Source organism: Cohnella sp. GbtcB17 (genome assembly GCF_019091135.1).
Classification (GTDB): domain Bacteria; phylum Bacillota; class Bacilli; order Paenibacillales; family Paenibacillaceae; genus Cohnella.
This window is the reverse complement of record NZ_JAGXJW010000004.1, coordinates 182,098-207,709: the sequence shown is the minus strand read 5'-3', so window position 1 is coordinate 207,709 and position 25,612 is coordinate 182,098. Positions and strand designations below refer to the sequence as shown.

The following is a 25,612-nucleotide window of genomic DNA, read 5'->3' as shown; positions in this document are numbered from 1 at the left end:
CTCCTTTAGAAAAGCCTGGAATCAGGATCGTATTTTTTAACGAGTCCGTTAAACAGCAGAATGGTCAATAGACCCATGACGGACTGGTAAAGCGCCACCGAGGAAGCCATGCCGAAATCGCCCAGCCCGCGAAGCGCGCGGAACGTGAACGTATCGATCACGTCGGTCGTCGGATAAAGCAGCGAGTTCTCGCCGACGATGCCGTAGATCATGCCGAAGTCCCCGTAGAAGATCCGCCCGACCGCCAGCAGCGTCAATATGACCAAAGTAGGTCTCAGCAAGGGGAATGTAATGTAAAAGATTTGTTGAAGCCGGTTCGCGCCGTCGATGCGCGCGCTCTCGTAAAGCTCGTCGGAGATGCCCGAGATGGCCGCTAAAAAGATGATCGAGTTGTAGCCGGCAAACTTCCAAATGGAGATGACGGTCAGGATGGCCGGCCAATACGCCGGCGTGCTGTACCAGTCGATCGCGCCGATATGAAGCGACTGCAGCTCGTGATTGATCATGCCGTTCGTCGAATTGAGCAAGCCGAACACCATCAGGCTGACGACCAGCCAGGAGACGAAATACGGCAGAAATATAATGGATTGCGCCAGCTTCTTGTAAAGCCGGGCATGGATCTCGTTCAGCGCGATGGACAGAATCACGGCCAGGCCGAGGCCGAAGACGAGAAACAGCGCGTTAAGTCCCATCGTATTGAGCGTCACGCGGATCCAGTCGTCGCTGCCGAAAAAGAACTTGAAGTTATTGAAGCCGTTCCATTCGCTCCCCCATATGCCCTTCGAGACGGAAAACTTCTTAAAGGCGATCACGTGGCCCACCATAGGCAGGTAGGCGAACACGAGCAGGAATAGAAGACCGGGCAACGCCATCGCATAAATACTTTTGTTTTTGTGAAGCTCTCGCAAGAAACTCAATTGTGCCCTCTCCTTTCAATGTCCTCATCGTATCGGAAGGCATGCGGTTCTGGATAGTTCTCGTTCTACCAAAACGCCGTTCTTATGCGGTTTTTGCAGGTTCTCGTTGTAACGAAACGCAGCAAGAACTTCTTTTCTCGCAGATGTTACATAAAAGAGGCTGCCGCCTGCTCGCACAGTCGGCAACCTCAACGTACAGCTTAGGATTCAACGTTCAGATAGAGCCGATCAAGCTTCGCCAGCAGCACGACCGCCTCTTCGCGCGTGACCGCATCGGACAGACGCGAGATGTCGGCTTGTGCGATCAGACCTTGACCGAGGAAGTAGCGGACCGCCTCCCTGGCATAGCCGGGGACGCCGCCCAGATTTGGTCTGCCGGCTGCCGAATCGTTGCGATCTCCCCCGGCAATGAACTTCTGGAGGGTCAGGTAGCGATAGGACATCACCAGATAATCGAGATTCCGAACCTGGCCCTTGGGATTAAACGTATTCGCATCCGTGCCGTTAACCAGGCCCAGCTCGCTGGCCGCCCCGACGGCTCCGGCAAAGTAGCTATCCTGCTTCACATCCTGGAACGCAGTGGTCAGGTTGTCCTTGATCCCGAACAAGCGGTTCAACAAAATGATGGCGTCCGCCCGCTTGAGCGCTGCATTGCCGTTGAATTTATAATCCGGCGTGCCAAGGACGACGCCTTTGTCGTACATCGCCTGGATGGAAGCCTGTGCCGGGTTGTTGCGGCCTACATCGCTGAACACTTCATTCAACGGTTTGGAGGTTGGCGCGGGCGTCGGACTTGGTGCAGACGTCGGACTTGGCGGCGGCGTCGGCGTCGGCGTCGGTGTCGGCGTTGGTGTCGGTGTCGGTGTCGGCGTTGGTGTCGGTGTCGGCGTCGGTGTTGGCGTCGGCGTCGGTGTCGGTGTCGGTGTCGGTGTCGGTGTCGGTGTCGGTGTCGGTGTCGGTGTCGGCGCCGGACTTACCGTGACTTTGACCGTCGTCGTTTTCCCTTCGAGCGTTATACCGACTTCGGCCGTCCCTGCCGATATGGCCTTTACCAGTCCTGCCGAAGTGACCGTCGCCACTTGCGGCTTGTTGCTGACATACAGGATGCCTGCCGCCGTTGTCACATCTTTGGTTTCAGCCGTGCTGTAGGCAGCATCGACTTTCAGCTGTTCGCTATCCTTTTCGCCCAGCTTCAGCTCCACGGATTGCGGGACGGCTGTCAATTGCGATACCGTCGGTTTGTCCGCAATCTGGAAGTAGAAGCGTTTGGCGTTTTCCGTATAACCGTCGTTAAGCAAAAACGCGAGGTAGTACTCACCCGGCGCCAAATCCTGCAGCCTCGGATATTCCTTGCGTCCTTCGCTTGCGTCCGTGATCGTTATCGTACCGCTCGGAATGCCGCTGACATACGCCCATTTCCAGGCGTTCGTTCCTTTTTTCGGCGTTTCGCTTGCGCGGTAAATACCGATCCAGTCTTTAGCGCTTTGAGCCCCTGTGTATTGGATGGTCAACGGCTGCCCACGCTCTACCGTCTTCAAATCCATATTTAGCGTACTGGTAAGCTCGGGCTCGGGAGCCGACGGCAAATTCAGGTCCGCATAGGTGCGCGGCTTCACCTTGAACTTGGATACGACGGCGCGATGGTCGGGCAAGTAGCTGTCCAGTTGAACGTCCGCATAGGAGGTCGGTCCGCCGTTGACTTTCTTTTCGCCGATCAGCTTGCTTCCGAGCGTCGTCGCGGGCCCTCCGGCATACACATAGTCGATTCGATCGTATACTTCGTTCGGCTTTCTCCACTCGGTACCTTCGACCGCCCAGGTAATGCCGGGCATCGCGACCGGGTCGGGATAGATGGCCCGATAGGAATCGATCATACCCAGCTGCTCCAGCTTCTTCGATACCGGCCACTCCACCACCTTGCCGAAGTAGCGGTCCTTCGTCGCCTCCGTCCAATCCAGATGCGACGGCACATTGAAGTCTCCCGTCAGAAAGACGGGCAGCCCTTGCTCGGCGAGCGCGGGAAGCTTGCCAAACTGGTTGCGCATCTCGACCATATGCCCTACATTCTCGTCGGCAATGACGCTTTGCACGGTCATGCCGTCCGCAATGCTATAGGGGCTGTAGGGCTTGGAATTCAAATGCACGTTGCCGACGGCCACCGCTCTGCCCGGATCGACTTCGATCAGGTAGTAATCCTTGTCCTTATCGACATCGAGAATCGGGTATTTGCTGATGAGACTGCGATCCGAGCCGGTCCTGATGCTGACGTTGTAGCCTAACGCTGCGGCTGCCTGCGTCACGATCGCATCGTTGGATTCCTGGATGCCGACGACATCCGCGCCAGACACCCGGATCACGTTCTCGAGGAACTCGACCACCTTGTCTTTGCCGTGCTTTTTGATGGCATCCCCCGCCCACAGGTTCAAGCTCATCACCGTGAACTCGATCTCCGGCTTCGGACCAGGTTCCTGCGTCGCCGGCCCTACCGTGACTTCGACCGTTGCCGACGTTCCTTCGAACGAAATGCCGATCGAAGCGGTACCCTCCGACACGGCCTGCACCAATCCTGCCGAGGTCACCGTCGCGACTTGCGTATTGCTGCTGATGTACTGAATGCCGGCTGCCGCCGTCACGTCTTTCGTTTCCTTCGTATTGTAGGTTGCTTCGACTTGCAGCTGCGCGCTGTTCTCCTGCTCGTCCAGCTTTAACGTTACCGACTCCGGAACCGCTTTCAATTGTGTGATCGCTTTGTTGACGATTTGGAAATAAAAGCGATCCGCATTTTCCGTATAACCGTCGTTAAGCAAATACGCGAGATAGTACTCTCCCGGCGGCAGATCCTGCAGTCTCGGGTATTCCTTTTTGCCTTCGCTTGCATCCGTCAGCGTGATCGTGCCATCGGGGATGTCGTTCACATACCCCCATTTCCAGGCATTCGTCCCCTTTTTCGGCGTTTCGGTTTTAAGGTAAATGCCGATCCAGTCCTTCTTGCCTTGAGCGCCCGTGTAACGGATCGTCAACGGCTGCCCTCGTTCTACTACCGTCTGATCCATGCTCAGCGTGCTGCGTTCCGCCGCACGAGCGCTGTTGGCAGACAAACTCCATGTCCCTAATAAAATTACGAATGCCAATAACGATTTCAATACTTTACCCATAGACATTTCCCTCCCCTTTCGGTGCCCCCATCTTATCGGAGCTTTCCTGGTTCTGGATAGTTCTCGTTCTATCAAAAGGCTGCGCCTACGCGGTTTTTGCAGGTTCTCGATTGAACAAAACACCAAAAGGGGGCGAGAGCGGCGGGCGATCGGGGAGAACCGCACATTTTTTGTGCGGTTCCAGGGTTCGCGGGCGCGGCGGGCAGCCGCGGGAGCGTATGTACGCGCGGCGCGGCGGGCGATCGAGCAAGAACCGCACATTTTTTGTGCGGTTCCAGGTTTCGCGGGCGCGGCGGGCAGCCGCGGGAGCGTATGTATGCGCGGCGCGGCAGGCGATCGGGGAGAACCGCACATTTTTTGTGCGGTTCCAGGTTTCGCGGGCGCGGCGGGCAGCCGCGGGAGCGTATGTATGCGCACGCGGCGAGCGATCGGGCAAGAACCGCACATTTTTTGTGCGGTTCCGAGGGCGCTGGCGCAGGAGGTTGCAGCGGGAGCGGCCGAGTGACCTGTCGAAACAACCCCTTCCCATTTTCTCATCATGAGTGATCGTCCGCTTCGAACCTGAACTGCATGGGCGTCATCCCCGTCGCCTTCTTGAACACCGTGAAGAAGTGGCTTTTCGTCTGGAAGCCGGCGGAATCCATTATTTGCGTGATCGGCCAGTCCGTCGCGCGCAGCAGCTTTTTAGCCTTTTCGATTCGAAGGCCGAGGATAAAGTCCGAGAGCGACAGCTGCAAAACATCCTTGAATATCGTTCGCACATAGTTCGGGGAAAGACCGATATGCTCGGCGATCTGTTCGACGGTCAATACCGTTTCCTGCAAATGCCTGCTTACGTAATCGACGACGGATGCGACGACGTCCTCCTTGCGCGTCTCGCGGCCGGGCTTTTGGTTGCGTTCCTTGAACGCGATCATCTCGTTCTTCAGCCACGCGTAAACCTCGTTCAGGTTGGCGAAGCGATCCAGCTGGCGCGAGACGCCGTCGAAGTCCTGAAGCGCGCCGGCCCGCAAAAATATTTTTTTCATGCCGTACACGAGCCGGATGAGCTGGAACCTGCATTCTTCGAAGGGCAGATGCCGCAGGCGCGCGAACAGCTGCTCCATGACAAGGAACGCCTCGTGCTCCTCGCCCTTGCTGACGGATTGAAGAAGCTGCTGAATCAGCTTGTCGGAGAACGGCTCCAGCGTTTGCGTCTGAAACCGGCTCCAGTCCGATTCCTCGTAAATTCTGTCCTCGCCGTTCAAAAATTTCAGCATGGAATACTCCATTGCCTGCCGGTAGACAGATTGAAGATTAAAGTTCTGTTCGGACGTCAAATGATAGGAACATACCGTAGCGATATGCAGGCATCGGTCGATATTCCCTTTCATATCCGCCAGCATGCGGCGGATGTCCTCGCCGGACATCGAGCCGGCCCAGATCAATACGATATGATCGTCGTCAAAATCGACGGCTTCGCATTCCGCATGGTGATAGCGCAGCGTTTCCTGCGCAATGTTGCCCATGGCGTACTTCAGCAGCTTTCTGGAATAAAAATTGTACTTCTCCTCGAAGGAGGAATAGTATTCGATTCGGACGACCGCGAGCCCCAGCTGCTTCGCTTTGGCGATCGGGGTCAGCTCGATCAGCGACTGAAGCGCTTCGGCCGGCAGCGTCCCGTTGCGAATCCACAGCCGCAGCATATCCTCCCGGATCGTCTGCCGGTTTGATTTGACCGATTGGTTCATCTGCTCGACCTGCGTCACCAGCTTGCCGATCCCGCTGCGCAGAATCTGATGCTCGGGCTGAAGGCGCCCGCTCTCGTCCGCGTCCGTCCCATGGCGCTGAATCAAGCCGATCAGCTCGCTGAACGGCATATAATGCCGGCGGGAAACCCAGAACAGGAAGATGAGCGTGAGCGTCAGCATGACGACCGCCGACCATAAAATGGCGTTGCGCAGCTCCTTCAGCTTGTACTGCCAGACGTCCCAAGGCGTAAACTGGTAGACGTGCCAGCCTTCGGGCTCGATTTGCGCTGTATGCACGAACCACTTCCGGCCGTCGCCCTTCCAATCGAAGCTGCCCTCCGGCCTCTCTCCGAACGTCGGGATCGCCGTCAGCAGCCGTTCGTTCTCGTTGCCAAGTATAAAGTTGCCGGAGGCGTCCGTGACGAGCAGCTGCATCTGGCTGTAAATCTCGGACTGCAGCACATTGTCGTCGAAGTTGCGTTTATCGACCATCATGACCAGATAGCCGTCCGAATTTTTCATCGAGTTGTCGCGAATCGCCAAATAAATATACGACCGCTTCCCGTCGCTGTGCCCCTGAAACCGGAAATAAGGGCTTCTGTCGTTCCTGACCTTCTGAAGCAGCGGCTGATCGAAAAAATCGATATTGTCGAACATCGACTCGCGCAGCGTCCATACGCGATTCTCTCTGGCGCTGATCAAATAAATATTTTGGATAAAAGGCTCGGACGCGGCATACTCCTTCATGCTGTTCGACAGGCGCACGAGCAGTTGCGGATCGTTCGGGCTCGAGAACCATTCGCGGACCAATTCGTCCGCGAACATCCGCATCCCGTACAAGCGAAGCTTATACAGCGTAAACTCCGTGCTTTTTTGCACCTGCTTCAGCTGGTTCTGGATGGTCGAGAGCACCTCGTCCCGCGCGGACTGGGAAAACCTTTGCACCAGATACAGAGAAAACGCGCTGACAATGACCGTGATCAAAATAGCCGAGGTGACAAACGCCCGGAGGTACGTTTTCCGCATGATCGTATTTTTCGCCATCCCGTTCAATGACCCCTCTTATAAATATCATCTCTCTATAATGAAGGGATCGAGACGGTTTCTTAAAGTACTAATTTTAACAAAGCCTTACTTGAGCCCGGTCGTGGACACCCCTTCGACGAACTTCCGCTGCGCGAAGAAGAAGACGAGCAGCAGCGGCGCCGTCGTCATGACGGCGGCGGCCATCAGCAGATGCCAGGCCGTCCCGGCCGTGTCCGTGAACAGGTTCATCGCGATCGGCAGCGTGAACAGCTTCGACGAGTTCAAGTAGATCAGCGGGTCGAGAAAGTCCTCCCAGCTGTTCAGGAACGTGAAGATCGCGAGCGTCGCGAAGGCGGGCGTCGTCATCGGGATCATGATTCGCCAGAAAGTCGTCCATGGCGTGCATCCGTCGATCTCGGCCGCTTCGTCGAGCTCCTTCGGAATCGTAATGTAAAACTGTCGCAGCAAAAAGACGCCGAAGATGCCGCCCGCCCCCAGAATCGGCGGCACGATGATCGGAAAATGATTGTCGACGAGCCCCAGCTTGGAAAACCAGATGAAGTTCGGGATAATCGTCACTTCGTTCGGAATCATCATGCCGCTCAGCAGCACGAGGAACAGCGTATTGCGGAACGGAAACGAGAGCTTGGCGAAGGCGAATCCCGCGAGCGCGCCCACGAGGCACGTGCCGATCGTGACCAGGACGGCGATATAGACGCTGTTCCAATACTGCCGCAGAAACTCGGGCTGCGCGGTAAACACTTCCTTGTAGTTCGACCAGACGACCGGATGCGGCAGCCACTGCGGCGGGAAGTCGAAAATTTTGTTCTGATCCTTTAGCGACGTCGTCACCATCCAGAAAAACGGAATGACGACCAGAGCGGTGACGACGATCAGCAGCAAGTATCGCATGCCGAGGCCGGCATATCGCAGCGCGTTACTCCTCATGATGCACCCACCTTTTGCGCAGCGACCACTGCACGAGCGTCAGCGCCATGACGAGGAAGAAGAGCAGGAAGGCTACAGCCGAGGCGTATCCGAGCTGATAGTTTTTGAACGCCAGCTTATAGATGTAATAGACCAGGACGCTGGTGCTGGTACCCGGTCCGCCGCCGGTCATGACGACGATCTGCGAAAATACTTTGAGCGAGCCGATCAGCGTAATGATCAGCGTCAGGAACAAGGACGGCGAGATCATGGGAAGCGTGACCTTCGTGAACTGCTTCCACTTCGAAGCCCCGTCCAGCGTAGCCGCCTCGTAATACATCTTCGGCACCTCCTGCAGCGCGGCGAGGAAGATGACCATATTCATCCCGACCTTCTTCAGCACGCTGGTCACGATGACGACGGGCATGGCGAGGCGCTTGTCGTACAGCCAGGCCGGACCCTGGATGCCGAAGAAGTGCAGCACCTGATTGACCAGGCCGGCGTCCGTCGCAAAAATGTATTTCCAGACGATGGCCCAGATGATGACCGACGTCACGACGGGCGTAAAGATCGCGGTGCGGAACAGCCCCATGCCCCTCAGCTTGCCGGACAGCAGCAAGGCGAGCGCCAGCGCCAGCGTCAGATTAAGCGGGATCAGCCCCGCCGAGAAGTAAAGCGTATTTTTAACGGTCGTCCAGAACGTATCGTCCTGCGTGAAGACGTGCCGGTAATTGTCCAGGCCGACGAACGAGCTGGGCTGCAGCAGCGAATAGTTCGTGAAGCTGATGCCGAAGGCCCCAATGATCGGCCCGGCCATGAAGAACAGAAAACCGAGCATGATCGGAGCGATGAACAAGTATCCGTATATCGCCTTTCTGCGACTTTGTTTGCTGTAGGAAATGCGCATGCGTTCCGCTCCTTTCATGACGATTGCCAAGCTCGTCGCTTGGCAACCGTCGCATACTTATCCGTTATTGCGATGCCAGAATCGGGTTCAGGTCGCTCTCCATCTTCTTCAGGATGTTCGGGATCGTATCGGATCGCGTATAGATCATATCGAAGTCTTCCTTCATCTTGTCGTTGATCAGCTGGTAGTTGGCGAAGCCCGGCCTGACCTTCGCGCTCGCCATCTGATCGAGGATTGCCGTCTTGACGCTCTCGGGCGACGGACCCTGCTTCAGGAATTCGTCGGATTCGAGCACGGACTTGCGTCCCGGCACGAAAAATTGCGAAGTGATCGCCATGTTCGGCTTGCCGGCCAAAAACTTCAGGAAGTCGAGCGCTTCGGCTTTGTGCGCGCTGTCCTTCGTGATCATGTAAGCGGCGTAGCCCATCGTCGTCCCCTGGCTGCCGCCCGGTCCCTTCGGCATCGGTGCAATATCCCATTCGAAGTCGGTGATCGCCTTCGCCTTGCCGATATAGCTGAGCAGGTTTTGCTGCATGCCGATCTTGCCCGATTCGAATCCGGTCTGGTCGCCGGGCTTCGGATGAATGCCGTCCTTGAACATCGTGTCGCTGAAAAATTGGAGCGCCTGCTCGCCTTGCGGCGTATTAAGCGCGAACTTTTTGCCGTCCGGGCTGAAGTAGTCGGCGCCGTACGCCCACATGACGGTGATGAGCGACTCCATCCAGCTCTCCGTCCACGAGCTGCTCGGGAGAATCAGATCCATGCCGTAAACGCCTTTGCCCGGATCGGAGATCGCCTTGGCCGCCTTCACCATCTCGTCGTACGTCCAGTTGCCTTCTTTATAGAGCTCCGACGGCGTCTTCAGGCCTTTCTCCTCGAACAGCTTCTTGTTGTAATAAATCATGTTCGGCGGCGTGGAGAACGGAACGCCGTACAGCTTGCCGTCCCGGGTCACCAGCTCGAGCGTCGACGGAATGAAGTCCGCGAATTCGAATGCCGGATCGTCCTTAAGCTGCGAGAGGTCTTCGACCTGCCCTGAATTCAAAAACTGCGGAATCGATCGCTCCAGCATCCACATGATGTCCGGCGCGGTCTTGGAGGCCAGCATCACGGAAATTTTCTGCTGGTAGTCTGCGGCCGGAATCGTCATGATCTCGACGTCGACGTTCGGCTTGGTCTTCTTGTATTCCGCGATCATATCCTCGTACATCTTTTTGTGCGTGTCGTTCCCCCAGATGCTGAACGTCAGATTGACCGGCTTGCCCGCGTCCGCGGACGCCGAGCCGCTTGCCGCATCCGATGCGGAAGCGCCGCCTTTTCCTTCGCCGCAGGCCGACAGCAGCAAGCCCGTCAGCACGACGGCGGAAACCCCCGCAGTCCATTTTTTCATGTTCGTAGCTCCCCCGTTCGTTCATATTAAGCGCTTACAGGTCTAATCTTACCGTCTGCGGAGCCGCCTCCGTAACGCCACGAAATCCATAAATGACCCAAAATCGTAAGATGTTTCGGAAGACGCGTCAGGCATCCCGGAATTCGTTCGGCGTGCAGCCGGCATGCTGCTTAAAAAGCGCGCGGAAATATTTGTGGTTCGCCAGGCCGCACATCTGCGAGATTTCCGGCACCTTGAGCGCCGTCTCCTTCAGCAGCTTTTTTGCCTTGTGAATTCTCCGCTCCGTGACGTAGTCGGACAGATTTTGCCCCGTCTCCCGCTTGAACAGATCGGAGAGATACTTCGGGTGCAGGTACACATGCTCCGCGAGATAAGACAGCGACAGCTCCTGATCGAGCCGCTCGTTCACCAGGCTTTTTACCTTGCGGATCAGCAGCCGCTCATTGTCGTCGCCCGGCACTTCGGCAGGCGTCTCGCCCTTGCGCGCGTCGAACGCCTCCCTGATTTTGTGCAGCACGCGCGCCAGCTCGACCCGCTCGATCGGCTTGAGCAAATAGTCGGCGGCCCCGTGACGAAGCGCTTCGCGCACGTACGCGAACTCATCGTAGCCGCTGATGACGATAAATGCGGCGTCCGGATGGGACTGTCGGGCCAGCCCCATCAGCTCGAGCCCGTTCATCTCGCGCATGCGGATATCGGTAATGACCAGGTCGACTTCTTCCTGCCTGCGCAGCCATTCCCAGGCTTCCTTGCCGCTTGCCGCCTCCGTCACCTGCAGGCGGTCGGGGACGATCTGCTCCACCAGCGCGCGGATGCCCTGCCGGATCTTGGTCTCGTCCTCAACGATCAATATCTTCATCCTGTCCATCCTCCTCCCACTGGAACGGCATGCGAACCTGAACGGTCACGCCCGCCTGCGAGGCATCGATCTTAAGTCCGTACGGCTCGCCGTAGAGCAGCCGCAGCCGCTGGTGGATGTTGCGCAGCGCGAAGCCCTTCGTACGCTTGTCCGCAAGTCGCGCGGTCGCAGGCGACTCCGGCTCGTAGACGCTCCGCTCGATCCCCCGCAAGCGCGCGGGATCGATTCCCCGGCCGTCGTCCTTTACGCACAGCAGCAGGTCCTGGCCCGACACGCTGGAGACGATCGTCACGCTGATCGGCGCTTCGCCCAGCCCGTGCTCGATCGCATTCTCGACGAGCGGCTGCAGGATGAGCTTCGGCACGATCGCCGGCTCGTGCGCGAAGTCGACCACGATATCGAAGCGCAGCTTGTCCTCCAGCCGGAAAGCTTGAATGTTCAGGTAGCTCTCCACAAACGCCAGCTCATCCTTCAAGTACACGCTCCGTTCCTTGTTGTTCACCGTGTAGCGAAGCAGCTTGCCGAGGCTGGCGATCACCTCGGACAGACTGTCGTGCTTCTCCCGGTGGGCGGCCATGGAGATCGATTCCAGCGTATTGTACAAAAAGTGCGGGTTCATCTGGCTGAGCAGCGCGCTGAGCGCCGCGTCCTTTTCTCTCAGGCGCAGCTCGTATATATCCTTGATCATAATGTTCAGCTGCGACACCATCGTATTGAAGCCTTCGGTCAGCAGGCCGACCTCGTCCCGCGAGTACACCTTGGCCCTGCCTTCGAAGTCGCCGTTCTGCACGCGCCGCATGCGGCCGAGCAATTGCTTGATCGGCTTGACGAAGCTGTTCGACGTCAGCACCGCGAGCAGATACGCGAGGATGAGCGCGGCCGCGGAGATCCACAGCGTGAAGCTGGTCAGCTGCCGGGCGTCCGCCAGCACGTCGGCCCGCGGTACGGCGCTGACGATGGTCAAGCCTCCGTAGTTCGTCGTGCGCTTCGAGATCAGCCAGCGGTCGGACGGGGCGTCCGCGATGCTCCGGTAGCTCGCGCCGCCCGCTTCGTCGAACGGATAGAGCTGTCGGAGATCGTCGTTAAAAACGAACAGCTTGCTGTTGTCGGTCACCTTGACGCTGGACAGTATTTTCTCGAAGCCGTCGCTGGTCAGATCGATTTTCACATAGCCGCGGTCCTTGTTCGTGATCGGATCCTTGATGAGCCGCGCCAGCGAGAGCACCTGTCTCGGCGCGTCGCGATAATAGGTCTCGTCCTCCGGCGGCAGGATGGCGAGCCCCCCGTCCTTCTGCTTCGCCTGCGCCATCCAGTCGTTGGACGACAGATCCCAGCTTCGCTGAACGGTCTCCAGCAGATTGCTGAACAAGCTGCCGTCCAGCGCGAAGATGAACACGCCCTCGAGTTCCGTCCGTTCGATGATCTGCGACGAGATCAGCTCGTTGATGCTCGACACTTCGCCGACCGTCAAATAGCCGCTGCCCGCGCCGGCAGGCCCTTTATGGTGATTCAACACGGCCATGACGCCGGAATCGTAATAAATCGAGAGCGTAATCCGATCCATGTCCTGCACGTAGCGCTCCAGATTGATCGCGACCTGCTCGGAGATCTGCTCCGAATACGCCTTGGCGTCGCGTTCGACGTTCCTCGAATAGCGCTGGTAGGTCAGAACGCCGCTGAGCAGAAATGGAAGCGTAATCATAAGCGCGAACAAAATCAGGAATTTCGTTCGCAGCGAGACGAAACGCGAGGCGGTATTGCGAATCATGGCGGAGCCCCCTTGCCCGGATGTCATTCTACTGTATTACAAAAGAACCCGAGAAGGATAGCTCCTCTTCGGGTTCCTCGAACGGCGCCGAAGCGCTGGCTACGCTAGAACGGCGCCGCCCGCGATCAGCTCCCGCTGCAGGAGCGCGATATCGAGCTCGGCCGGCGCGACGCCTTGCCGGACGGCGAGCCCGGCAGCCGTGCCCGCCGCCTGCCCGGTGGCCATGCAGCTCGGCGTCAGCCGCGTCGTCGCCAGCGCCTCATGCGACGTCGAAATGCAGCGGCCCGCCACCAGCAGATTGCCGACCTCCCGCGGAAGCAGGCAGCGGTAAGGGATGTCGTAAGCGCCGTCGCCTTGCACCCAGGCGGCGGTCACGCCTTTGCCCGAAGGATCGTGAATGTCGATCGGGTAACCGCTCCGGGCGATGACGTCGTCGAACCGTCGGCCCTGAACGACGTCCTCGGCCTGCAGCGCGTACGCCCCGTCGATGCGCCGCGTCTCGCGAATGCCGATCTGCGCCCCCACGTTGGAGATGGACGCTTTCTCGAAGCCCGGCAGGTTGGCGGTCATGAACGCCGCCACCATGAGCACCTGCTTGCGGCCGAGCTCCTCGGCTTCCGTCAGATCCTCCACGTCCAGGCCGTTCAAGCCCTGCACCCGGGTGGTGTTCACCAGCACCTCATCCTCCGCCGGGCCGGTGAACATGAGCACCTGCTCGCGGTTGATCGGCAGGTCGGCGTTCTGCCAATGCTTCTTGAAGCCCTGAATGCCGGACAGCGGCAGATGCGGCAGCTCGTCGATCGGCGTCTTGTGGTAAAATTCGTCCGGGTGGTCGATCATGTACTGCTTGACCTTCTGCAGATCGACGCCCCGCATCCGGAACTTCATCGTCATCGGCTGCGTCAGGTTGTCGCCTCCGCGTCCGACGAGACAGGGCGCGCCTGCGCGGTAAGCCAAATCGGCGTCGCCCGTCGCATCCACGAACTGCTTGCCTTCGACGCGGATTGTGCCCGACTTGGTCGCAAGCTCGATCGCTTCGATCCTCCCGTCTACCGTCCGCACTTCGTCCATGAAGCTGTGGAGCAGCAGCTTCGCGCCCGCTTCCTTCAGCATATCGACGGCCAGCACCTTATACATCTCCGGATGGTACGGGGTGATCGTGTTCGTGAAGCCGACCGTGTCCCGCAGATGGCCGGGCGAGCCGCCCATCGCCATCAGCCGGTCGATGATCTCCTGCGCGATGCCCTTGATGACCTGCTTGCCGTCCAGCGTATGGAACGTCATCCACGGATAGACGAGCGCCGCCGTCGACATCCCGCCGACGAAGCCGTACCTTTCGATCAGTATCGTCCTCGCGCCCGTTCTCCCGGCGGCGATCGCCGCGTTCACGCCCGCCGGCCCGCCGCCGCATACGACGATGTCCGCTTCCATCACTTTCATTCCCATTCTCTCCCTCTGCCGGCCTGCGGCCGCGGTTGATATCCCGATTATGCAGGAGAAAAAGCTTTAAGTTTAGTTTCACTTTTGTTTAAAATAGGAGGACAAGTCGGAAGAACGCAAGGAGATGGGGATGCGATGCGGCGCAAACGCGTAACGCTGGCCGATCTCGCGGACAGGCTCGGCCTGTCGGTGCAAACCGTCTCCAAGGGGCTGACGGGCAAGCCGGGCATGTCCGAGGAGACGCGAAGCGAGATCGTCAAGATGGCGAGAACGATGGGCTACCTGACCCGGGATCAGAAGAACACGATGGCCGTGGAGCGAATTCCGCCCTATCCGCTTCTGAAGCGGCGGTTCGTGCTGCTGCATAACGAGCGGTCGATCAACTTCAACCGGCTGCTGCTCGCCGGGCTGCACGACCGGTTCACCGAATTCGGGCATGCCGTCGATCCCGTCCTGCTCCCTGCGGGCCTCGCGCCGCACAACTTCGGCGATTGGGTCGAAGCCTCGGGGCTCGCCTATGCGGAGGGCGTCTTCATCGCACCGCGAATGGACCGCGGGACGGAGGAGCTTCTGCTGGAGCTGCCGACGACGCGGATTCTGCTCAACTATCCGCCGCCCGAATCGCGGGTGGACTCCGTCATCTGGGACGTGGACGAAGCCGTCCACCAGTCCGTTCGGCAGCTGGCGCGTGCCGGCCATCGGCGCATCATGTACGCAGGGGATATCGTCAAGCAGCGGGGCTTTCGCCTGCGCTGGCAGGCGTTCCAGGAGGCGATGCGCGACCTGGCATTGCCGTTCGATCCGGCGGCGCATGCGACGGCGCCGTTTCATGGGACGGAGACCGCGTGGGTACAGGACTTTCTCGCGAAATATCGGACGATTCGTCCAAGCGCGATCATTTGCGGCGTGGACGAGCAGGTGGCCCCCGCCTACTATGCATTGACGGAAGCCGGCGTGCATATTCCACGGGATTGCTCGATGGTCGGCATGCTGAACGAACCGTCCGACCTTTTTCCCGCGATGTCGAGACCTTACTTGCCGATCAAGGAGGTCGGCTACCGGGCCGCCGACCGCATGCTGTGGCGATTGGCGAACCCGACCGCCCCCTTCGAGCATATCCGCATCCGGGGGCCGTTTTCCGCGGGGAGCACAACGAGAACGGTGTGAAGCAGCCGGCCCGGAGCTTGTCCTTGAGCGCCGGATTGCTTGTGCTGTCGCCTGCGTTCAGCCCGCCTTTGCGAGTCTCGCGCCGCGAACCGATGCGGCGGCATATACGATCAGCGCGGTCCAGATCAGCGAGAAGCCGACGAGCAAAACCGGCGACACCGATTCCTTGAACGCAAACACGCTAAGGAGCAGCATGATCGTCGGCCCGATATACTGCACGAAGCCGAGCGTGGACAGCGACATGCGGGCGGCCGCCCGCGCGAAGAAGAGCAGCGGCAGCGCCGTCACGATGCCGGACAGCAGCAGCTCGACGAACGTGGACGCAGGCAGCGTCCATGCCGTCGTCTTGCCCGCGGCGGCCAGGTAGATCCAATAGCCGAGCGCGATCGGCAGGACGACCGCCGTCTCCGACAGCAAGCCAATCGATGCGTCCTGCCGGATCTTTTTCTTCGCGAAGCCGTACAACCCGAACGACGCGGCGAGCGAGATCGCGATCCACGGGAACCGCCCGTAGTCGACGGCGATGATCAGCACCGCGGCGCCTGCGATGGCGATCGCGAGCCATTGGCCGCGGTTCGGCTTCTCGCGAAGGAAGACGACCGCCAGCAGCACGTTCAGCAGCGGGTTCAAATAGTAGCCGAGACTTGTCTCGACGACATGGCCGTTGTTGACCGCCCAGATGAAGATGAGCCAATTGGCCGCGATCAAGAGCCCGCTGGCGACGAGCGGCAGCAGGAGCGCGCGGCTGGCCGCAATTCGCTTCATATCGCCCCAGCGGCGCTGCAGAACCACGACGATGCCCATGAAGACAAAAGACCAGACGACCCGATGCGACAGAATCTCGCCCGCCGGCACATCGTTGAACAGCTTCCAATAAAGCGGGAGAACCCCCCACATGATATACGCGATAACCGCGTTGACCAACCCGTTGTTCATAACCTTTTCCTCGCTTCTCGCTCGATGTCTGAACGGATTATACGCCTCGATCCGCGCTTAGGCAAAGGAAATAATTGGTTTTCAATAAGAGAGCCGACTGATAGGCCTGCTGCGATCGAAAACGGCATAGCATTCCTTGCTATCTCATTCGTGACGGCTGCCCCCCGGTCAAGCGTCGTGCCTCTCCCGACTTCTTGGACATAGACTGTCATGGAAGAAAGACGGGGAAGGGGGACAAACGATGTCCGGGCCTCTGGTCAGCATCATCATCCCGTTTTATAACGACGGCTACGTCAACCAGGCGGTCGCCAGCGCCCTGTCGCAGACCTACCCGAATATCGAGGTCCTCGTCGTAGACGACGGCTCAACCGCCAACCAGCACCTGCTGGATCCGTACCGGTCCAGAATTCACTACTTGGGCAAGGCGAACGGCGGTACGGCGAGCGCGCTCAACCACGGCATCCGCATGTCCAGAGGCGAATACATCGCTTGGCTCAGCTCCGACGATCTCTTTTATCCGCACAAGGTCGCCGGCCAGCTCGGCCATATGCTGACGCGCGGCGCTTTGATCAGCGCCACGGACTTCGACCTGATCGGCGCCGGCGGCGAGCTACTGAAGCCGCAGCTGGCCGTCAAATTCCATAGCGCCGGCGCTTTTCTGCGCGCGTTCCACACCTTTTGCCCGATCAACGGCTGTACGGTCATGATGCATCGCAGCGTCGTGGGCCGCGTCGGTTGGTTTAACGAAGGGCTTCGTTATACGCAGGATTACGATTATTGGATGCGGACGATTTTCGCGGGCTTCGACTTTCATTTCGTCCATTCGCCACTCACCGCCTACCGCTGGCACGGAAACTCGGGCACCTCCCGCTACCTGGACCAGGTCAACGCCGAGTTCGGCGTAGTACACAACGGGTACGCGCATGAACTTGACCGGCTGATCGCCCGCGTAGGCGGATGATCGCGCGCCTTAAGCGTATAATGGCGCGAGTGCGCAAAACAAATAGCGGCGTCCGGCTTTTTCGGACTTCCGCTATTCGTCATGGCTATGGCTTTGACTATGGCTATGATTATCCCCTGCCGCGAATGCGGTTCAAATAGCCGCTTTCGTGGAACGCCTTCATCGGATCGGCCGGCAGGCCTCTTTCCTCGCGGAACGCTTCCAGCAGCGGCGTCACGTCCTGCTCGAAGGCGCTTCGCACCGCGTGCTCGGCGCCGAGGACGTCCTGGCGTTGCTGCGCCTGCCCGACTTCCTCGGGGTTAATCAGCAGCGCCTTGGCGAATTGGGTCTGCACGTTGAGCACGGAACGGATTATCGCTGGTATTTTCTCTTCGATATTGTGGCTCTGATCGATCATGTAGGCGATGTTGGCCGCCGTCTGCCTGACGCCGGCGTCGCCGTCCCGCATGGCATCGACAATTTGATAAAAAATTAGAAACAGCTCGTAGGGATTCATGGAGCCGACGATCAGATCGTCGTCCCCGTATTTGCGGCTGTTGAAATGAAAGCCGCCCAGCTTCTTCTCATTCAACAGGTAGGCGACGATATGCTCGATGTTTGCGCCCTGCGCATGGTGGCCGGTGTCCACGAGCACCTCGGCTTGCGGTCCGAGCTTACTGGCCAGGTTAAACGCCATGCCCCAATCCGCGAGATCGGTATGATAGAAGGCCGGCTCGTAAAACTTGTACTCGATCAGCATCCGCATGCCTGGATCGAGCCGCGCGTACACCTCCTGAAGGCATGCCTGCATCCAGTTTGCGCGCTGCCGGATCGGCGCCTGACCCGGATAATTGGTACCATCCGCGAACCACAGGCTGAGCGCGTCCGAGCCGACCGCCTTAGCGATGTCGACGCATTCGAGCAGATGGCCGGTCGCCTTGCGACGCCCCTCTTCAAGGCTGTTCGTGACGCTGCCGAGCCGGTAGGCCTCATCCTGGAACAGGTTCGGGTTCACCGCGCCGATCCGCAAGCCTTTGGACGCGGCATATGCGCCGAGCTCGCCGTAATCGTCCGTCGCATCCCAAGGGATATGGATGGCTACAGCGGGGCATGCCCCCGTATATTCGTGAACGACTGCCGCATCGTCGATCTTCTCGAACGGCGTTCGCGCAGCGCCCCGATAATGGAACGTCTTGAAGCGCGTCCCCTGGTCCGCATAGCCCCAGGAGGGCGTCTCGATGACGAGCGCTTCAAGCGCCGCCTTCACCTGTCCGAGGTCGATGCCTCTCGCTTTTTGTTTGTCTTCAAAGCAGGCATAAGCCCGATCCGTCATTTTAGCGCGTCTCCTTTCCATTCAGCAAAGTCTTGAGCTGCCGGCAAACTCGCAGCACTAAGCCACGGCTTCACGCAACGCTTGGGTCAACGCCACCAGGTCCGCACCGGGCTTGAAGACGCTCGACGTGCCCGCCACGAAAATATCCGCGCCGGCCTGCCGCATTTTTTTCGCGTTTTCCATGCTTACGTTCCCGTCCACTTCAATCTCGATATGGCCGCAATCCCGTTCCTCAAGGTACTTCTTGAGCCGCGAGATTTTCTGCAGCGTCGCCGGTACGAGCTTTTGTCCGGCAAAGCCCGGATTCACCGTCATGACCAGAATCAGGTCGACGTCGTCCAGCACGTCCTCGATCGACAGCACCGACGTTGCCGGATTTAGCGCTACGGACGCTCTGGCGCCGAGCGACTTGATCTGCTGCAGCGTCCGCTGCAGATGAGGCGTCGATTCCTGGTGCACGGATACGATGTCCCCTTCTTGTACGGGAAACAGATGCAGATGACGCTCGGGGTGGTCCACCATGAGATGGAAATCGAGCGGAATGCGCGTCGCCTGGCGGACGGCATGCACGAAGTCCGGCCCGAGCGTGAAGTTCGGGACGAACGCGCCGTCCATAATGTCGATGTGAAGATAGTCGACGCCCGCCCGGTCCAGCGCGGACAGCGTCTGTTCGAGATGAAGAAAATCGGCGCACATCAGGGAAGGCGCAATTTTACCGCCCATGGATAAGGTTCCTCCGTTCGAGCCCGTCAAGGCTTGATAATGACGCGCATGCCCGCATGGCTCTCCGCCATGGCGATCGCTTCTTCGATCGATGCGAGCGGATAACGGTGCGAAATATACTTGTTCATATCGATCATGCCGGTATTAATCAGCTCGACCGCCTTCTGGTGATGGCGCGGCAGCGAGCCGTGGGCGCCGTGAACGAATAGCTCCTTGTAATGAATGACGTTCGTATCCAGCGTCACCATCGATTGACCCTTCGGGAGACCGCCGAAAAAATTGACGCGCGCGCGATTTTTGGCCATATGAATCGCATCGACCTGGGCTTCCGGAGACGGGTTGCACGTGATGACGACGTCCGCGCCTAGACCGCCCGTTTCCTCAAGCACCCGCTCGATCGCATTTTCCTCCGCCGAGCAGATATAGGCGTGCGCGCCAAGCTGCTTCGCCATTTCAAGCCGCGGGCGGGAACGATTCACAAGCAGCACGCGCGCGCCCATCTTAAGCGCCACTTCGACCAGCATGCAGCCGATCGGTCCGGCGCCGATCACGACGACCGTGTCCCCAATGGAGACGTTCGACAGCTCGAGGCCGTTGAGCACGCAAGCAAGCGGCTCCGCCAGGGCGGCTTCGTCGTACGTAATATGATCCGCGATCTTGTGGATCGGGCCGTAATGGACGACCGTCTTGTTCAGCAGGACGTATTCGGCGAAGCTGCCCGCGAATTGGTAGCCTAGCGCATAGTTGATCTGGCAGTTGTTGCCCATGCCCGCTTCGCAGAAGACGCACGCGCCGCAGGGAACGTCCGCACCGAGCGATACGCGGTCCCCTGGCGCGAACTTCGTCACGTTGCGGCCGACCTTCACGATGCGGCCGGACGCCTCGTGGCCCAGCGTCTGAGGCAGCTCGACCCGGCTGTTGCCGTGGTGGAAAATGCGAATGTCCGAGCCGCAAATCCCGACGGCCTCCACCTTCATCAGCATGCTGTCGTCATCCGGCTCCGGCAGCTGCACTTCCTTGATCGTCATTCGTTCAAGCGCTTCCAATACGGCGGCTTTCATCGCTGCTCCTCCTCCTCGCTCTGGCAAAACATGACTTTGTTATGGAATGCGCTGCGATCCCGCATCATCTCCAACGCGTCGTTCAGTTCGTCAAGCGGCACGCGATTCGTGACGAGCGGCAGCAGCTCGATCCGGCCGGCCGCCATCGCCTCGACGACCAGCTTCCATTCGTTTTTCGGCAGACTTGCGTAGCCGGAATTCCAGGTTCCCTTCAGCGTCAATTGCTTGCGCAAGATCTCCCAGTACCCTTGCTGCGAGAGCTTCATCTCGCCTGCCGGATTGCCCATCAGGACGACGCGGCCGAAGCTGCGGGCGGCCTTCAAGCATACCTCGAGCGACGCCCCCGCTCCGGCGCCTTCGACGGCGACATCCGCCCCTCGGCCGGTGATCCGGAGCACTTGTTCCGCGGCGTCTTCCTCAACTGCATTCACCGTGTCAGCAAAGCCCAAAGAGCGCGCAAACGCCAGCTTCGCGGGGTCGATATCGGACAGCAGCACCCTCGAAGCGCCCCAGGCGTACGCCCACTTGGCCAGCATCAGGCCGATCGGACCTGCGCCGCTGATCAGCACCTGGTCGCCGATCTCGATGCCCGCCTGCCTGAGCGCATGCAGGGCGACCGCTGCCGGCTCAGTCATCGCGAGCTCCTCATAAGTGAGGCTATCCGGCGCCGGAACGACGTTCCACGCGGGTACGGCGATATATTCCGCGAATGCGCCGTGACTTCTCGAGCCCATGTAGTCGTAGCGCTCGCACTGGGCGAACTCTCCGATCTCGCACGCTGCGCAGTCGCGGCATGGAATGAGCGGGAACACGGCGGCCTTGCGGCCGACGAGCACCGGGTCCACGCCCTCGCCCGCGGCCACGATTTTTCCGGCAAATTCATGTCCCGGAATCGTCGGAAAGCTGTAGGTGCCTTTCGTAAAAATGCGGGGAATGTCGGAGCCGCACACGCCGCAAGCTTTTACTTGAAGCAATACTTCTCCACTGCGTGGTGCCGGACGCTCGACCTCTTCGATCCGAAGATCGCCGACGGCGTGAAGCACGGCCGCTCTCATCTGCCTCGCTCCTTCCTTCACTTCGCGATGAACCGGCGCCAATACGCGACGGACTCCTTGTGATCTTCAATGATGCGAAACTCCGTCGACCAGGCTTCGCGGTGCGAGATCTCGAAGACGATCTCCGCCTCCGTCGCCCCCGATTGCTCGATCGCGGCCAGCAGCGGCTCGCCGTGGATGATGCCGAGCCGGTTGTATTCCTCCGTAAAGGGCCAGTGCCGGCTGTGATCCTTTTCCGTCTGCTGAATATGAATGACCGGCGACACGCTTCCCAGCTCTCTGACCCAGCGGTAAGGATCGCGATCGTCCGGATGCGGCGCATGACCGACGTCCAGACACAGCTTGAACGGTATGCCTGCATCCTCGTTCAGCCGCGCCAGCAGCTCCCGCGTGTCTTCGACCGTATTGGCCATCTCGCGCGGAATGGACATCGGCTCGAACATCAGGTATTCCATGCCCAGCTCCTTGCAGTACCAGCTCAGCTCCTGCCAGCTTTTGAGCGCTTCGCCGACGAGATATTCCCTGCGGGCAGGATCGTCGTAGTCGGCGAATGTGAGAATGCCGAAGTGGCTGCCGGTCGACTTCGCGCCCAATTCCGCGGAGACGCGCGCGAACTTCTTGAACCACTCCAGCCATACCTTGCGCGTCTCGGCGTCCGGATGCATGAAGTGATTGACGCGCGTAAAAGCGCTGGTGAACGTGCTGGTCACGTTCAGGCCGTACTGCTGCGTGCTGCGGTTGATCCGTTCGACTTGCTCGCGAATGATGGCATCCGGCAAAAAGACGTTTAGCAGGTCGGCGACGAATTGAACATTTCGAATGCCCAGCTCCTCCGCGGCGATTCGGGACCACACCTCGGGCTCCACGTACTTGTTGATGGCAAAGCCGAGGTTGATGCCCAGCTTCAAATTCGGTTTCACTGAATCACCTCTGATACTTTTATTTATTATTAATACTATTATGTATCACTAGTACATACAACCGCCTTTTTTAAAATAATTGCTGCTGCCGCCGTAAACTGAGGACATCACAAAAACAAGCCGGCTCCGATTCAACCATCGGGGCGGCTTGCGGACTGAGCTCTTATCTGGGATTGGTCTGAAAAAGGGCAACGAATGGGGCGACGGTCTTGCTGATTGATAAGCATGTGTGTCGGGGGAGCGGGACTTGAGGCGGAAAGTAGTCGACGTACGTGCATACTTCGAGCGCGACGCGAGGCTTGAGGACCGAAGTGTCAACGTACGTGCATACTTCCGGCGCGGAGCGAGGCTTGAGGCCGGAAGTGTCAACGTACGTGCATACTTCAGGTGAGGCGCGCGGCTTGGGCCGCGATGTATCGACTTACGTGCATACTTCTGCGACGCTCTCGCGGACGATCAACGTCGTGGGCTGCTTCACAGGCTGCGGCGTCCGTTCCGGATGGCGGATCCGCTCCAGGAGCAGCGCGACGGCGGCTTCGCCCAGCGGCTCGGGCGGCTTGCGCACGGTCGTGATCGGGACGACCGATAGCTGCGCGACGGACGAGTCGGTGAATCCCGCGACCGACAGCCGGCCGGGCACGTCGATACCCGCGCGTACGCAAGTGTTGATCGTCAGGTTGGCGAGCAGATCGTTGGCGCAGAAAACGGCGCTCATCTCGGGATGCTCAAGCAAAAAGGCGTGCAGCTCCGATCGCTTCCTCTCCTCGTCCGCATCCGGCGCATCCGCGCAAATGTAGCTTAACGCTTTGGAAAAAGGAATGCCGCGATCCAGCAGCGCCTGCAAATAGCCGTGATAACGCTCCTCCCGGCTCATGATGCCCTCGATATCCTCCGTGATAAATCCGATATGCCGGTGTCCCCGGTCGATCAGCCACGAGGTCAGCTCGTATGCGCCCTGGTAATGGTCGTGAGAGACGCTCGGAATATCGATCTCGCGGAACGCCCGGTCGACGATCACGATCGGGAAGCTGGCCAGATGAAGCCGGAGCACCTCGTTGCTGCAAGCTTTGCGGTTGCCGGGAAACCAGATCACGCCGCCGATCTCCTGCATCGCGGCCGCTTCCTTGATCATTTCCTCCTCCTTTTCCGGCTCGCCGCCCGAAATATAAAGAGCGATGTCCGCGTCCTGGCGGCTGCCTGCCTCAATGGCCGCTTCCACGATTTTGCCGGTATAGTCGTCAAGCGCAGGCAGCACGACGGCCAGCTTCAGGCGCACGCCGGTGCTGCCTGCACTGCCAGCGCCCTTCGCCTCGGCCAGGAACGTGCCGCGCCTGGGCATCCGGTAGACGATGCCCTCCTTGGCGAGCGCGATCAGCGCTTCTTTGCTTGTCCTCGTGCTCACGCCGAACAAGGCGGCCAGCTCGACCTCCGAAGGCAACGGATCGTGCGGCTGCAGCCGGCGTTCCTCGATCAGCTCGACGATTTTGAGCCGCATCTGTTCGTACAGGGCAAGCGGGCCCTTCACAAGCTTATTTCCGGCGTCCATGCCTCTGCTCCTTTGTCGTGAATCTCTCGTCTGATACGTACTAACAATCACTAATACATACTAATACATGCGAAGAGCCCCGTCAAAGGAGGGGGCTCCCGCGTTCTGCTCTAGCGCATGCCATTTTATACGTTCAATTGAAGCTGCCTTATTCAGCGTTCGAAAGCCAGACGTTGTACATCACCTGAGCGGCTTCGGCTCGCGAAGCGGATGCCATCGGACGGAACGACTGACCGCTGCCCTGCAGGATGCCGGCGGAGACCAGCGCGCCGATGCCTTCCCGCGCATAGGCGGCCATATCGGACGCGTCTTTGAAAACGGCGCTGCCCACTGCCTGCCCCTCCGGCACGGCAAGCCGCCCCGTCAAGAGAAGCGCCCGATAGACCATCGCGGCCAGCTCCTGTCTTGAGATCTGTGCATTCGGACGAAAGCGGCCGTCTCCGTCCCCTGTTACGATGCCGTCGGCTGCCGCGGCGCGAAGCGCAGCCGCATAATACGCGCCGGCGTTCACGTCCTTAAAAAGCGGCGCCTCGCCGGAACCGCTGCCGCCACCCTTCGTCTCGCGTTCCAACGTTCTCATCAACAGCGCTACGAATTCAGCTCTCGATATCGGTGCAGCAGGATCGAAGACGCCGTCTCTTCTTCCCTTGACGATCTCCCTGGCAGCCAACGCGCCAACGGCCCTATGCGCCCAATGGGAGGCGGGCACATCGATGAACGCCTGGCCGCCGTACGCTATGGCATAGGTGCTGAGATGCGTGGTTCGGAAAAGGACTTCACCGTTCTCGTAACGGCCGTTCGGGACCGGCATCGACCGGCCGCTGTCATCGACGTACCGGACGATCAGCATCTCTGCCGCTTCCCCCTGCGCTGGCGTATAAGGAATCGTCGCCTTGACCGGCGAAGCAACGTTGCTCCAGTCGACGCCCTTACCGTCGAGCCGCACGCTTATATCGACTGCCGGACGATTGCCGACGGCGTTGCGCGCCGCCTCGTTCCAACCGTCGCGGTTCGCTGCCGCTATCGTAAATTCCGCGACCGAAGCCCCGTCTCCGTCCAACATATCCGAAGCGAGCGTAACGGATGCGACGGGCGTTTCCAGCGTAATAAACGCCGATTTGGAATCCGCACGAAGGGCCGCCGCCGGGAGCGCGATGCGATAACCCTTTGCGGCTTCCGCTGCGTTTGCCTGGATCGTTATGCGGCGCGCGCCGTCTGCATCGGGCTTCGCCAGCGCCATCGCCCGATTTAATGCTTCGCTGCCGATCGCGGCGAAAAAAACGCTGCTATCCGGATCGCGACTCCATCTCGGCGTTATGACAACCGTGCCGTCGGCCCCAGAAAGAATTTGAAAATCATCGGTGCCGGGAACGACATTCGCGCCTGAATCGCCGCCGCTCGTCGGCGTGGTGCCCGAATACGTATATTCGGCTTCCAGGGGCGCTCCTCCGCCTGCCGACGAACCGATCGCGCGAACGCGGTAAGTCCCCTTCGTCGCAGTAAGGCTGACGTAGCTGAAGCGAAAGCCGCCTGCTTCGTCCGTCTTTTTCTGATTAAAGTAGTCCATTCGGCCTTCCGGGTCCGTGACCGTGACCAGAACCTCGGTGCCGGCTTCAGGAAGCCTGCCTTCGATAACTACCGTTCGGTCGCTCTGATCGATCTTCGCCGTCAGCGCTCCCTCGGCCGCGGCCGCGTTCGCCCCGGCCGGCAGGAGCTGAACGGCCAGCACCGCGATCAGCAGCAGCAAAATCCACTTTCTCATAGCCGATGTCCTCCTCCGCACCGGACGCAATCGATGCCGCCCGGCGTCTC

General features: G+C 59.4%; 19 protein-coding genes. 2 read left to right on the top strand and 17 right to left on the bottom strand.

Going from position 1 to position 25,612, the window contains the following annotated elements:
* Nucleotides 1-5: 5 nt before the first annotated feature.
* From KVT38_RS03360 to KVT38_RS03320, 9 genes are all read right to left on the bottom strand, one after another.
* Nucleotides 6-917, bottom strand: coding sequence for an ABC transporter permease (locus KVT38_RS03360; RefSeq protein WP_254638939.1), 912 nt, complete (start codon nt 915-917; stop codon nt 6-8).
* Between the two features lie 200 nt (nt 918-1,117).
* Nucleotides 1,118-4,072 (bottom strand): S-layer homology domain-containing protein, encoded by a 2,955-nt coding sequence (locus KVT38_RS03355; RefSeq protein WP_254638938.1) that lies wholly within the window; start codon nt 4,070-4,072, stop codon nt 1,118-1,120.
* Between the two features lie 536 nt (nt 4,073-4,608).
* A complete protein-coding gene (locus KVT38_RS03350; RefSeq protein ID WP_217592275.1) occupies nt 4,609-6,846 on the bottom strand; it encodes a helix-turn-helix domain-containing protein in 2,238 nt (745 codons plus the stop codon).
* 87 nt (nt 6,847-6,933) lie between these two features.
* Nucleotides 6,934-7,776 (bottom strand): carbohydrate ABC transporter permease, encoded by an 843-nt coding sequence (locus tag KVT38_RS03345; RefSeq protein WP_217592274.1) that lies wholly within the window; start codon nt 7,774-7,776, stop codon nt 6,934-6,936.
* Nucleotides 7,766-8,662, bottom strand: coding sequence for a carbohydrate ABC transporter permease (locus tag KVT38_RS03340; RefSeq protein ID WP_254638937.1), 897 nt, complete (start codon nt 8,660-8,662; stop codon nt 7,766-7,768). The genes KVT38_RS03345 and KVT38_RS03340 overlap by 11 nt, the downstream gene beginning before the upstream one ends.
* 64 nt (nt 8,663-8,726) lie before the next feature.
* Entirely contained in the window at nt 8,727-10,052 is a 1,326-nt protein-coding gene (locus KVT38_RS03335) for an ABC transporter substrate-binding protein (RefSeq protein ID WP_217592272.1), read from the bottom strand.
* A gap of 127 nt (nt 10,053-10,179) precedes the next feature.
* The gene (locus KVT38_RS03330) at nt 10,180-10,911 is read right to left on the bottom strand and encodes a response regulator transcription factor (protein ID WP_217592271.1); all 732 of its coding nucleotides are present in this window, start codon (nt 10,909-10,911) and stop codon (nt 10,180-10,182) included.
* Nucleotides 10,892-12,679 (bottom strand): cache domain-containing sensor histidine kinase, encoded by a 1,788-nt coding sequence (locus tag KVT38_RS03325; protein ID WP_217592270.1) that lies wholly within the window; start codon nt 12,677-12,679, stop codon nt 10,892-10,894. The genes KVT38_RS03330 and KVT38_RS03325 overlap by 20 nt, the downstream gene beginning before the upstream one ends.
* A 99-nt stretch (nt 12,680-12,778) precedes the next feature.
* Nucleotides 12,779-14,119: an FAD-dependent oxidoreductase gene (locus KVT38_RS03320; protein ID WP_217592269.1), complete on the bottom strand. Its 1,341-nt coding sequence runs from the start codon at nt 14,117-14,119 to the stop codon at nt 12,779-12,781.
* A gap of 135 nt (nt 14,120-14,254) precedes the next feature.
* On the opposite strand from KVT38_RS03320, the gene KVT38_RS03315 reads away from it, so the two are divergent.
* Nucleotides 14,255-15,286, top strand: a complete 1,032-nt coding sequence (locus KVT38_RS03315) for a LacI family DNA-binding transcriptional regulator (RefSeq protein WP_217592268.1) — start codon at nt 14,255-14,257, stop codon at nt 15,284-15,286.
* 57 nt (nt 15,287-15,343) lie between these two features.
* On the opposite strand, the gene rarD is transcribed toward KVT38_RS03315, so the two are convergent.
* Nucleotides 15,344-16,222, bottom strand: coding sequence for an EamA family transporter RarD (gene rarD / locus KVT38_RS03310; RefSeq protein WP_217592267.1), 879 nt, complete (start codon nt 16,220-16,222; stop codon nt 15,344-15,346).
* 241 nt (nt 16,223-16,463) lie between these two features.
* On the opposite strand from rarD, the gene KVT38_RS03305 reads away from it, so the two are divergent.
* On the top strand, nt 16,464-17,183 hold the full coding sequence (locus tag KVT38_RS03305; RefSeq protein ID WP_217592266.1) for a glycosyltransferase: 720 nt from the start codon (nt 16,464-16,466) through the stop codon (nt 17,181-17,183).
* A 109-nt stretch (nt 17,184-17,292) separates the two neighbouring features.
* Here KVT38_RS03305 and rhaI read toward each other — a convergent pair whose 3' ends face one another.
* The 7 genes from rhaI to KVT38_RS03270 all read right to left on the bottom strand — a co-directional run bounded on the left by rhaI (nt 17,293) and on the right by KVT38_RS03270 (nt 25,562).
* Entirely contained in the window at nt 17,293-18,495 is a 1,203-nt protein-coding gene (gene rhaI, locus KVT38_RS03300; protein ID WP_217592265.1) for an L-rhamnose isomerase, read from the bottom strand.
* A gap of 57 nt (nt 18,496-18,552) precedes the next feature.
* Nucleotides 18,553-19,218, bottom strand: coding sequence for a ribulose-phosphate 3-epimerase (gene rpe, locus KVT38_RS03295; protein WP_217592264.1), 666 nt, complete (start codon nt 19,216-19,218; stop codon nt 18,553-18,555).
* 26 nt (nt 19,219-19,244) lie between these two features.
* Nucleotides 19,245-20,279 carry an alcohol dehydrogenase catalytic domain-containing protein gene (locus KVT38_RS03290; protein WP_217592263.1) on the bottom strand — a complete coding sequence of 345 codons (1,035 nt, stop codon included), beginning with the start codon at nt 20,277-20,279 and terminating at the stop codon, nt 19,245-19,247.
* Nucleotides 20,276-21,376 carry a galactitol-1-phosphate 5-dehydrogenase gene (locus KVT38_RS03285; RefSeq protein WP_217592262.1) on the bottom strand — a complete coding sequence of 367 codons (1,101 nt, stop codon included), beginning with the start codon at nt 21,374-21,376 and terminating at the stop codon, nt 20,276-20,278. Before KVT38_RS03285 ends, KVT38_RS03290 begins: the two co-directional genes overlap by 4 nt.
* On the bottom strand, nt 21,352-22,254 hold the full coding sequence (locus KVT38_RS03280) for a sugar phosphate isomerase/epimerase family protein (RefSeq protein ID WP_217592261.1): 903 nt from the start codon (nt 22,252-22,254) through the stop codon (nt 21,352-21,354). Before KVT38_RS03280 ends, KVT38_RS03285 begins: the two co-directional genes overlap by 25 nt.
* A gap of 421 nt (nt 22,255-22,675) precedes the next feature.
* Nucleotides 22,676-23,800, bottom strand: a complete 1,125-nt coding sequence (locus KVT38_RS03275; protein ID WP_217592260.1) for a GntR family transcriptional regulator — start codon at nt 23,798-23,800, stop codon at nt 22,676-22,678.
* Between the two features lie 148 nt (nt 23,801-23,948).
* Entirely contained in the window at nt 23,949-25,562 is a 1,614-nt protein-coding gene (locus tag KVT38_RS03270; RefSeq protein WP_217592259.1) for an S-layer homology domain-containing protein, read from the bottom strand.
* Between the last annotated feature and the right edge of the window lie 50 nt (nt 25,563-25,612).